The organism is Amycolatopsis sp. NPDC003865 (assembly GCF_053605345.1).
In genome coordinates, this window is sequence record NZ_JBSGJA010000031.1 from 94275 (window position 1) to 104572 (window position 10298).

A 10298-nucleotide genomic window follows, 5' to 3' on the forward strand; every position below is an offset into this window, starting at 1 on the left:
AGTGTGACAAAGACGAAGTGCCCGTACTGCTGGACGAGCTTCCGGCGCAACGAACTGCACATGCGGTGTGGGGAGCAGTGCGACCACAAGGGGGAGACGTTCGGGGAACGTCAGCTCAAGAAGGGCCACTGTCCACACGGGAAGCTCCCGCAGAGCCGGCGCGTCTGCCCGAGCTGCGGACGGGAGCTGCTGCGCGAGTACCTCGACGGGGGCGGCCGCAACATCGCGGTGATCGGGTCGTCCGACTCCGGCAAGAGCACTTGGGTCGGCGTACTGATCCACGAGTTCCAGCGCGGGCTGGTGAACGAGCGGTTCACCGGCATGTCGCTCGACCTGCTCGGCGAGGAGTCCCGGGTCCGCTACCAGCGCGACTTCGACAAGCCGCTTTTCGAGGAGCACCGTCCGCTCCGGCAGACGGCGTCGGCCCGGATCGCCAACCCGGAACCGTTGATGTTCAGCCTGCGCTTCCGGCGCGACGGGCTGCTCGGGTCGGTCCGGATCGCGCCGGTGGTCACGGTGTTCTACGACACGGCGGGTGAGGACGTCGCCCGCGCCACGGCGATGGACCAGCTGATCAGTTACCTCGACGCAGCCGAGGGGATCATTCTGCTGCTCGATCCCGTGCAGATGCCCAAGGTCCGCGACCTGGTCGGTGCGAACGGCGCGAAGACCGGCTACACCGACCAGCTGCACGTGCTGAACCGGCTCGGCGAGCTGCTCCGGGAACGCAGCGCCGGCTCGGTCAACCGGCGCCTGCGCACTCCGCTGGCCGTCGCGCTCACCAAGCTGGACCTGTTGCCGGACTCCCTGGCTCCCGAGTCGCCGCTGCGGCAGCCCTCCCGGCACGTCGGCAGCTACGACGAGGCGGACGGGCTCGACGTGCACGAAGAAGTCAGGGCGTGGCTCGACCAGTGGTACGACCCGGCCTTCGACCGCAGCGTGGCCAACACGTTCGAGACCTACCAGTACTTCGGGCTCTCCGCGCTGGGATCGCCACCGCTCGATGGCAACCACCTGGCACCGGAAGGCGTGCACCCGTACCGCCTCGAAGATCCCATGTTGTGGCTCCTCGCGCGGTTCGGTGCGATCAGGACGACGAAAGGCAAGCGATGAGCATGCACCAGCTCCACTACACGTCGTGCGAGAACGGGCTCGAGGGCATCCAGGGCTTTCAGATCAGTGCCCTGACCCCCGGCGCGCCCAAGCAGCTGGTGGACCTCGCGGTGCGGGCCAGCGCCTACGAAGTGGGGCCGCAGCTCGCCAGCGCCGATGAATCCGACCTCAGTGCCTTCCCCGTCGCCTTCGGGTACATCCGCACCGGCCGGTCCGCCGCGTTGTTCCAGACCCGGTACACGGGCGCCGACTTCACCGGCCGGACCGGCAACTACTTCGCCCACGCGCTGCTGCTCGACGACGCCGGCCGGGAGCTCGGGCGCGCGCTGCCGATCGACATGTGGCGCAGTTCGGTCTGGGTCCATTCGCGGCAGAACGGCACCGACCTCCCCGCGGTCGACGCACTCACTCCCGGCGGCGAGACGAGTCCCGCCGAAGTTCGCCGGTTCCTGTCGGCACCGGCCAGGTCCGAAGGCCTGGCCCGGGTGATCAGCGTGGTGCAACGGGTGCTCGCCGACGGCCGGGGCCGGGTCGTGCTCGTCGTTCCGGACGACCGGACGGCCGCGCTGTGGCTGGCCGCGCTCTGCCGGTCCTTCCCCCGCGGGCTCGGGCTCGCCATCTCGTTCGTGACCTACACATCGCGGCCGGAGGACGCGGGCACGCTCGTCAGCTGCACCACTCCGGACGTGCTGCTCCCCAACTACGGCGACTTCACCGTCGTGGACCTGACACGGACCGGTGCGGCCGAGGAGCCAACGCGGTACGCGGCAATGATGGTGACGCTGTGGAGCCTGGGTGACGTCCAGGCGGCGATGCTGCCCGCGGACCGGTTGACGTCGCCGCTCTCGGCGGATGACCTGGAAGCCTTCGCCGTGCTCGTCGGGTGCTTCGCGGACCTGCCGGCCGGTCCGGCCGTGCCGGAACACCTGTTGCTGGACACCATCGCGCTCGCGGTCGAACGGATGCCGGGAACCCTTTCCCCCGACGGCTGGCACCGGCTCGCCGAGCGGGCGCGGACCGCGGGTGGCCCGGCCGATCTGCGCCGCTGGGCGACGCTGCTCGACGCCGCGGACCGCGCTCGGGAACCGGTCCCCGCCGAGCTTCTCGGCACGTACTACCTCGCCGCGCTCACGACACCGGAGCAGCTCTGGCTACCCCGGCTCGCCCCGGCACAACTCGACCGGATCGCGGCGGAGGCCGTGCTCCCGGCGATGACCGCTCCGGACCCGAACGGCCTCCTCGATCGCCTGGCCGGGCACGCAGAGCTGCGCTCGGCGACGCTGCGGGTGCTCTCGGCGCGGCTCGCCGACCCCCAGCAGGTCATTCCGCTGTGCACCACGCTGACCACGCGAGCGGGGAAGGTCATCCGCGAGATGGGCGGCCGCGGCCGCGTCGCGCTCCTCGCGGACCTGGTCCTCGCCCGGGCCGATCGGGAAGACAAGGTTTCGGTGCTGGACAAGGTATTGGACGATCACGAGCTGGCCTGGCGGCAGTTCGGTCCGGTGCTGTGGCCGGCCGGCTTGACGACCTCCGAGGCGGAACGAGCCCTGAGCTCACTGCACGCCGAGACGCTGGTCGGCACCGGTCTGTTGAGCCGGATCGTGACCGACACGCTGGACCGGGCGACCGGTGGCGAGCTGGAGCCCGAACACGCTCGACTGGTCGGCTACCTGCTCGACCCTGAGCTGGTCGGATCGATGAGCGCGGAAGACGCCGTCCTGCTCGAGGCGATCGAGCTCCTCGGCGACCTCCGGCAAGCCACTCCGAAAGGCGACGCCGGCCCTCGCGTGGACAAGGCCTTGCGACTGCTGTCTTCCCTGCCTCGTGAGCTTGCGGAGCGGTTGCTCGGTGCCCTGGCCGAGTACGTGCTGCGGGCCGACATCTGCACCCACCACGACCTGCTGGAGACGGTCCTGCGAGAGCCCAGCGCCCAGTTCCTGGCCGCATACGGCGAAAAGGCGCGCATGCGGCTGGCCAAGGCGGCCCCGAACTACGTCGCATCGGTGATCGTGGTGTGGTGGAGCCTCTCCGACCGTCGGGTCCGCCAGCGGCTCGTCAACGAGACGCTGGTTTCCGCGATCGCCAGGAAAAAGCCGAAACACCTCGACAAGGTCGGAGACCAGCTCAAGTCGACCGCCGCGCGGTCGCGGCTCGACGGCGCCGCGCCCAAGGCTGGCTGGGCGAAGTGGTGGCGTGACTGGCGGTCGGCGCACGAGCAGAACCGTGGACTGCTGAGCCTGCTCGGCCTGCGGAGGCAACGCTGATGGGCTACCTCATCGGAATCGTGATCGGCGGGATCCTCCTCTGCAGCCTGATCCCCGTGCTGTTCACCGCCTTCTTCTACCTCGGTTCGCTGTTCTTGGTCGTGAGCGGGCTCGTCGCCTTCACCATCGGGCTCATCGAATTCGTCACGGCGGCATTCGCCGGTTTCACCCCGTACGGCCCGACGGCGCACCTGCGGATCGACCCGGCATCGAGGAAGCCCGGCGCCGATCCCGCCTATCGGAGCTACTACGCCGGGCCGGTACTGCTCGACTACCAGAAGGTGCTCACCCAGGCGATCAGCCGGACCTGGGCACGGGTCGTCGCCGACGATCCGAAGACGCGGCCGGATCCCCGGTTCTCCCGGTCGCTGGCGGGCAAGACGTGGAACCGGGCACGGGACTCCTCCCTGAACCACGCCGTGACGTACTCGTTCGCCGTGGCGGTCATCGCCGGGCTGGTGCTGGGTGCCACGGCCGCCGGTGCCTTCCTCGTTGTCGTGTCCGCGGTGTTCGCGGTTCTGCTGGCGGTCCTCGTGCTGGTCGCGATGGTGACCGCGGGCGTGTCGTGGGTGTTCGAGATCGGCGTGCTCTGGGTGCGCGGCATCACGATCGAGTGCCCCACTTGCCACGAGCGTGCCACGCGCCCGATCTACCGCTGTCCGAACTGCCGAGCCGAGCACAAGAAGCTGTTGCCGGGCACAGCGGGAGTTTTGCACCGCACCTGCCGGTGCAAAGAGGTCCTGCCGACCCTCCTCGCGAACGGCAAGGCGGAACTGCCGGCCCAGTGCGCCGGGTGTGAGTCCCAGCTGCCGATCGGCGGGCTGATCGCACCGACCGTGCACATTCCCGTGATCGCCGGGCCGACGGCAGGCAAGTCCGTCTACATGTTTTCGGCGGTCAGCCGGTTGCTGGTGCTGAACGACGGGTTCGAATTCGCCGACGAACGGGCTAAGCAGGATTTCGAGCGCAACCTGCAGCGAGGTGTCTACGACGACCCGAATCGCGCGCTCAAGACCGTGCTCACGCGGCCGAGGGCATACAACCTCTACGTCGGCGGGGGCCGGGCACGCCGCCTGCTGTACCTCTACGACCCGGCGGGTGAGATCCCCGAAAGCCCCGATCAGCTCGCCGAAGCACAGTTCCTCAAGCACACCAAGGGTGTGGTCTTCGTCGTCGACCCGTTCTCGCTGCGGCAGGTGCGCTCCGAGGCGGACCGGTCGGTTCTCGGCCGGGTGCACGCGTCGAACACACCGCCGAAGACCTCGCTGGAGCGCTTCGTGGAAGCCCAGCGCGAGCACCTCAAGGTCAAGGCGGGCGGTCCCCTGAAGATGCCCGTCGCCGTCGTCCTGACCAAGTCCGACGCGCTGACGACCCGATCGTCCGGCACAGACCACCCCTACGCCGGCATGACGACGACGAGCCGCACCGAGCGGGACGCCGCGGTACGGGCGTGGCTGGACGCGGCGGGGCAGCGCGATCTCTTGGCCTCGATCGACAACCAGTTCGCGACGGTCGCCTACTTCGTGGTGAGCTACGAGGACGCCCGCGACGTGACCTCGCACGACTCACCAGCCGGTGGCGTCCTCAACGACGACCCCGCGGCACCGGTGCTGTGGCTGATCAACAGGAAGGCGGTCTCGTGAACGACGTGCCGAAAGCTGTGGTGAACGGAAGACGGGTAGCCGTGGCGATGCTCGTGATCGCCGTGACGCTGACCGCGCTCGGAGTGGTCGTGCTGATCGGCATCCTGGCGAGCCAGCCGGTCACCGTCTAGCGGCCGGCCGTCACCTTGTACACCACGACCTCGGCGAACCGCACGACGCGCTCGTCGTTGCGATACCCGGGCCTGCGCACCTCGGCGACCCGGCCGGCGAGGGCCTCGTCTTCGGTCTCCTGGGTGCCGACGGCGCGGTGCTGGTGCCGGTCGAACTCGGCACCGGCCTCGGCCGAGAACGCCTCGATCCCCTGCCGTTCCAGAACCAGCGTCACGTCCTCGATGACATCGGCACACAGCCGGCCCGGGTCGATGTCGTCACGGATCGCGAGCGCTCTGCTCCGCCAGTCGTCGGCCAGTTTGATCAGTTCGCGCAGGGCCGGTTGCACGGCGGCCTTGGAACCGGCCCGCCGGAGCTGCTCGTTCTCGGCGTGCAGCCGGTCTACGACCTCGTTCAGGAATTTGCTCTGCGCGTGCAGACCGGCAAGCTCGCCTCGGATGCCTCTGAGCGTTTCTTCGACACCGGCGAGCGCTTCCGTATTGTTTTCCACAGCATCGAAAATACTGACCGAAGACAGGAAACGCAAGCCGAGAGAACCATGTCCAGCATATTCGTGAGCTACCGCAAGAATCCACACGGGACGACCGTCGCCGCCATCACCGACGGGCTGCAGCACTATTTCGGTGTCGACGAGGTGTTCATCGACAACGGCATACTTTCCGGTGATCAATACCCGGCTGTCCTGGAGTCGCGGTTGCGCGACTGCTCCGTGCTCCTCGTGATGATCCACGAAGGGTGGACAGACACTTTCTCCGAGTCTCGGCACAAGGACTGGGTGCTCCACGAGATCAAGACCGCGCTGAACCGGGGGATCCACGTGATCCCCGTACCGATCGGGAATGCCGCGATGCCGACGTGGGAGGAACTGCCTTCCGAGATCGGCGAGCTCGCCCATCGCCAGGGAGCACACATCCGGTCCACCACTTATGCCGCCGACCTCGACAGGTTGATCCGCCAGCTCGAGAATCACGTCGCACCAGCCAGCACCCCCGCCGAAAGTTCCGCGCCGCGCAAGAAGCGGCTCTGGCTGCGACTGCTGGTCAGCACGGTCTCGTTGTTCGCACTGACACCGGTTCTCCTCTACACAGGTGGAACCGCATGGGAATTCTTTGCACGTCCCGCCGCCATCTCGACCGTGCTACTGGGCCTGGTCTCGACGGTCGCGACCGCGCTCGTTTTCATCTTTCAACCGTTGACCAACCGATGGGAGAAGGGCGCAGGCGCGAGTGGCATACAGAAGATGTTCAGACGCTACTGGATCGTACCCTTTCTCATCATCCTGTCGAGTGTCTTCACGAGCGTTCATGCGATCGTCGAAGATCAGTACCTCAGGTTGGAGAAGATATTCTCCTACGTCGCGTTCTTCTCGGTCGCTATCTGGGTTCTGTGGCTCTGGTACCTGCGCACGGCGGAGCGGGAGGAAGCGTGGCCGCCGCCGGTGACCACCGAGCCCGTCGTCTTCCGCCGGGCCGCCTATCGGCTGGAGCAACGGCTGATCGCCGGCGGGAAGTCGCGGAAGCCGTTCACGAAGGCCGATCGGCGGGACGCGGAATCGATCCTCTCGGGACTAGACGGTGCTCGCGAGGAACTGGACCGCCGAGCCCGCGCATCGATCCCGGCGTGGCTCAAGGGCGGCCACCGGACCGAGGCAATCGCCTACCTCAGCTGGTTCGGCAGTGTCGTCGCGCTGGAGTTCACGGCGATCGGCGTCAGCGTGTTCGGTGAGCCCGCGCTCGGGCGGTCACTCCGCGCGGCGGGACTGACGATCGCGATCGCGATCGCGTTCACCGCGGCGGCGCTCTACGCGAACCGCCTGCTCGACAGGCGTGACTCGCGACGGTGGAGCGCGGAAATCGCGGCTTGGCAACAGAAACTCACTTTCCTGATTCCCGCGCACGGAGCGCCGGCCGAGCGAGGTCATGAGTGAACGGGAAGGTCTTCGTCAACTACCGGCAGCGGAACGCGGCTGACGAGCTGCTGCCCCACGCCCTGCTGGTCGAGGCGCTCGCCGACCAGCTGGCCGTCTACTTCGGACGCGAGGCGGTGTACTTCGACACGACGCTGCGCGTCGGCGAGCCCTACCCCGCGGCGCTTCGCGCGCGCCTGGCGGAGACGGGCGTGCTGGTGGTGGTCATCCACCCGACCTGGCTCTCGGACCTGGCCGACCGGTCGGGCCGGCACCGGGACTGGGTGCACGACGAGATCGCCACCGCGCTGGAGAACGGCATCCGGCTGGTACCGGTGGTGCTGGCCGGCGCGACGATGCCGAAGCGTCACGAGCTTCCCGCGACGATCGGCGAGCTGGCGCACGCACAGGGCGTGGAACTGCGGTTCGGGTCACTCGCCGCCGGGGTCCAGGCCGTCGTCGCCGAGATCGAGCTCGTCGTGTCGCCGCGGCCGCCGGAACTGGTCGTGCGGGCCGAACCCCTGCCCGACCGGTCCAGGGTCGGCGCCGCGGCGGGCGTGTTCCTCCTGTCCGTGCTGCTGGGCGGCGCGAACACCGCGGTGGGATTCGTGCCGTTCCCGCGGATTTCCGCGGTGTGGAACGCGGCTCTGTTCGCCGGGGTGCCGACGTTCTACTTGCTGATCGGCCTGTTCGTCAGCGGCTGCAGGTTCGCACTCCGCCGCCCGATGGACTGGCTCGACGAGCGGCTCGCACGGACGCCCAACCGCGCGTTCGTCGTGTTCGGTCTGGGCGTTTTCCTGTTGGGCTTGGTCATGGTGGCGCTGATGCTCGTCTCCGCGTCCGGACTCGACGCCGGCACGCTGACGCTCGCGTTGACCATCGCTCTCGGCGCCGTGCTGGTCATGGCCGTTGCCTGGCTGCGTAACCAGGCGCGAACGCCGGACTGGCCTGAGCGACCCGCCGTGGCCACACCGTTCTGGGTCCGGCGTGCGTGCGTGGAGCTGGAGACGAGGCTTCGATCGTGGACCGCGCCGCTGCCGTTGGCCCAGCAGCGGGATGCCCAGGTGGCACTCGCCGGCATCCGCGGTGCGGTCGCCGCGCTCAGAGCACCCGAAACGTCCCGGTTGGTCGGGTGGTGGCGCAAGCGGAGCCCGTGGGTCACCCTCCCCCACATCGCGCTGGCGGCGTCGGCGACCGTACTGGCCACGCTCGCACTGGTGCTCGACTGGGTCGCGGACGGTCCGGACGTCGTCAGCGCCGCGTGGTGGCTCGGCGCGGTCATCGTGATAGCCGGCTGCTACCTCGGCGCGATCGCGTTCGAGTACGGGTGCGACCGCTCCCAGATCAAGACCATCGAAACGAGCATCGAGGAGCGGCTGGCATCCCTCGAGGATCAGCTCGCCGTGCTCAGCAGACCGGGGCTCATCGCCCCGCACCGCCTCCGCCCGAGCGGGCAATCCTGAAGCCTGTCGCCGCGAACCCGGCCGGGTCGAAGCCGGATGACCGTCCGCCGTCAGCTCGGGTGACTCACCAGTCCCGCAGCAATCCCTCGAAAGCACGGTCGACGGCGGGCCCGAACGCGTCGGGATCGTCGCCCGCGACAGCGCGGCCCGCCCGGAAGCACGCCAGTCCCACGTGCGCCCCCAGCGCGGCCTTGACCTGCGGTCTCACGTCGAGCGCGGCCATCCGGGCCGCCGCCGCGGAGCTCGCCGATGAAACCGTTGCACGGCTTCATCGGCGCCGGCCTGCAGCTGACCAGCCGCGCCCACGCGACCGGAGACGGCGTCGAACCGACCTTCGCGGTGAACGTCCTGGCCAACCACCTCTTCATCCGCCGGCTGTGGAACTCCTTCGCCGCACCCGCCCGAATCGTGCTCGTCGGCAGCGACACCCACTTCGGCGACTTCCGGCACAACCTGGGCATGGTGCCCACCCCGCTCGCCCGCCCGCGGCCGGACCAGCGGACCGCCACCGACGGCCGCCGGGCCTACTCGACCAGCAAGCTCGCCGTCGTCTACCTCGTGCACGCCCTGGCCAGGCGGCTGCCGGACGGCGTCGACGTCTACACCTTCAAACCCGGCCTCGTTCCCGGGACCGGGCTCGTCCACGAGCGAGCCCGGCGGTCCGGTTCCTCTCGCGCATACTGCTGCGCTCGCTCGCCGCGACCCCGCTCGCCATGACCGCCACCGAGGCGGGCGGGCTGCTGGCCGACGCCGCTTTCGGGCCACGGTCCGGCGCATCCGGCGCGTACATCGACCGGCGCGGTCACCCCGTCCGCACCGGAGTCCTACGACGTCGACCGCGACGAAGAGCTCTGGGCCGGCCGCCGATCCTGGTGAAACGCTGTGAATCGGGCAGACCCGGCACTCCCCGCCCCGCCGGCGCGTTCTCAGGGGGACGGAGGAGGAACCATGGGTGCACTAGGGACGCTGCTCGGCTTCGTGCTGACCGTCTACCTGCTCGTGCTGATCGCGCGGATGGTGCTCGACTGGGTCGGGATGATCGCCGACAGCCCGCCGTGGGCGCGGCGCGCGCGGAGTCTCGCCTACTCGGCCACCGAGCCGGTCATCGGGCCGGTCCGGCGGGTCGTGCGGCCGGTGCGGATCGGCGGGATCTCGCTCGACCTCGCCTTCACGCTCGTCTTCATCGGCGTTGTCGTGCTGCGCGGGATCGTCTTCGCGCTCTGAAGACCCGGTCTCAAAAGCCGGCGCAATCGGTAGCTCTGTGTCGTTGGGTGGAGGTGACTGGTGAGCTTCTGAATGCCGAGCAGGTCCTCGGGTCGGCACGGGGCCCCGTCACCGCGAGGGAGATCGATATCCTGGAGGAGGCTGCAGCCGCGCCTCTTCAGAGGCGTTCGACGCGGTCGGCCTGCGGGCCCCGGTCGCTCTGACGCACCGCGTACCGGACCCGGTCACCCTTCCGCAGCGGCTCCGACCCCATGATCACCGACGCGTGGGCGAAGAGATCGTCGCCGCCTGCGTCCGGGGTGATGAAGCCGAAGCCGCGGTCGGCGTCGTAGCGCGCGACGACGCCCTCGCCGCCTCGTACGGGCACGTTCCGCGCCGCCGGCCCCGCGGCCGCGGCAGGTGCCGTCCGCTGTGGCGCTGGCTGGGGCTCGGCGCCCCGGACCAGGTGCACGTCGCGGGCCTGCGGGCCCTTGTCTCCACTGGCCACCTCGTAGGCGACGCGGTCGCCCTCCGCGAGCCACGTCAGCCCCTCGGCCAGGGCCCGGGCGTGCAC

At 69.3% G+C, this 10298-nt stretch carries 11 protein-coding genes; 8 read left to right on the plus strand and 3 right to left on the minus strand.

Features of this window, described 5'->3' with window-relative positions:
* Nucleotides 1–3: 3 nt before the first annotated feature.
* The 4 genes from ACWEVP_RS45135 to ACWEVP_RS45150 are packed head-to-tail and all read left to right on the plus strand — an operon-like array spanning nt 4 to nt 5151.
* The gene (locus ACWEVP_RS45135; RefSeq protein WP_452068752.1) at nt 4–1113 is read left to right on the plus strand and encodes a TRAFAC clade GTPase domain-containing protein; all 1110 of its coding nucleotides are present in this window, start codon (nt 4–6) and stop codon (nt 1111–1113) included.
* On the plus strand, nt 1110–3377 hold the full coding sequence (locus ACWEVP_RS45140; RefSeq protein ID WP_452068753.1) for a GTPase-associated protein 1-related protein: 2268 nt from the start codon (nt 1110–1112) through the stop codon (nt 3375–3377). Before ACWEVP_RS45135 ends, ACWEVP_RS45140 begins: the two co-directional genes overlap by 4 nt.
* A complete protein-coding gene (locus tag ACWEVP_RS45145) occupies nt 3377–5020 on the plus strand; it encodes a TRAFAC clade GTPase domain-containing protein (RefSeq protein ID WP_452068754.1) in 1644 nt (547 codons plus the stop codon). The genes ACWEVP_RS45140 and ACWEVP_RS45145 overlap by 1 nt, the downstream gene beginning before the upstream one ends.
* Nucleotides 5017–5151 carry a hypothetical protein gene (locus ACWEVP_RS45150; RefSeq protein ID WP_452068755.1) on the plus strand — a complete coding sequence of 45 codons (135 nt, stop codon included), beginning with the start codon at nt 5017–5019 and terminating at the stop codon, nt 5149–5151. The genes ACWEVP_RS45145 and ACWEVP_RS45150 overlap by 4 nt, the downstream gene beginning before the upstream one ends.
* Here the strand turns inward: ACWEVP_RS45150 and ACWEVP_RS45155 are convergent.
* A complete protein-coding gene (locus ACWEVP_RS45155; RefSeq protein WP_452068756.1) occupies nt 5148–5678 on the minus strand; it encodes a nucleotide exchange factor GrpE in 531 nt (176 codons plus the stop codon). The genes ACWEVP_RS45150 and ACWEVP_RS45155 overlap by 4 nt on opposite strands.
* Before the next feature lie 27 nt (nt 5679–5705).
* Here ACWEVP_RS45155 and ACWEVP_RS45160 point away from each other — a divergent pair, with 27 nt between their 5' ends.
* Nucleotides 5706–7079 (plus strand): hypothetical protein, encoded by a 1374-nt coding sequence (locus ACWEVP_RS45160; protein ID WP_452068757.1) that lies wholly within the window; start codon nt 5706–5708, stop codon nt 7077–7079.
* Nucleotides 7076–8521, plus strand: a complete 1446-nt coding sequence (locus ACWEVP_RS45165) for a hypothetical protein (protein ID WP_452068758.1) — start codon at nt 7076–7078, stop codon at nt 8519–8521. The genes ACWEVP_RS45160 and ACWEVP_RS45165 overlap by 4 nt, the downstream gene beginning before the upstream one ends.
* A gap of 64 nt (nt 8522–8585) precedes the next feature.
* Here ACWEVP_RS45165 and ACWEVP_RS45170 read toward each other — a convergent pair whose 3' ends face one another.
* Nucleotides 8586–8729 carry a hypothetical protein gene (locus tag ACWEVP_RS45170; RefSeq protein ID WP_452068759.1) on the minus strand — a complete coding sequence of 48 codons (144 nt, stop codon included), beginning with the start codon at nt 8727–8729 and terminating at the stop codon, nt 8586–8588.
* 41 nt (nt 8730–8770) lie between these two features.
* Here ACWEVP_RS45170 and ACWEVP_RS45175 point away from each other — a divergent pair, with 41 nt between their 5' ends.
* Nucleotides 8771–9238, plus strand: a complete 468-nt coding sequence (locus ACWEVP_RS45175) for a hypothetical protein (protein ID WP_452068760.1) — start codon at nt 8771–8773, stop codon at nt 9236–9238.
* Nucleotides 9239–9469: 231 nt separating this feature from the next.
* Complete coding sequence (locus ACWEVP_RS45180; protein WP_452068761.1) at nt 9470–9745, plus strand: YggT family protein; 276 nt, start codon at nt 9470–9472, stop codon at nt 9743–9745.
* A 157-nt stretch (nt 9746–9902) separates the two neighbouring features.
* On the opposite strand, the gene ACWEVP_RS45185 is transcribed toward ACWEVP_RS45180, so the two are convergent.
* The coding region (locus ACWEVP_RS45185; RefSeq protein ID WP_452068762.1) for a cold-shock protein at nt 9903–10298 on the minus strand (396 nt) is incomplete at its 5' end.

Coding starts and splice junctions, on each gene's coding strand:
- ACWEVP_RS45175 (WP_452068760.1), top strand. CDS start 8,771: ATGAAACCGTTGCACGGCTTCATCGGCGCCGGCCTGCAGCTGACCAGC.
- ACWEVP_RS45145 (WP_452068754.1), top strand. CDS start 3,377: ATGGGCTACCTCATCGGAATCGTGATCGGCGGGATCCTCCTCTGCAGC.
- ACWEVP_RS45140 (WP_452068753.1), top strand. CDS start 1,110: ATGAGCATGCACCAGCTCCACTACACGTCGTGCGAGAACGGGCTCGAG.
- ACWEVP_RS45180 (WP_452068761.1), top strand. CDS start 9,470: ATGGGTGCACTAGGGACGCTGCTCGGCTTCGTGCTGACCGTCTACCTG.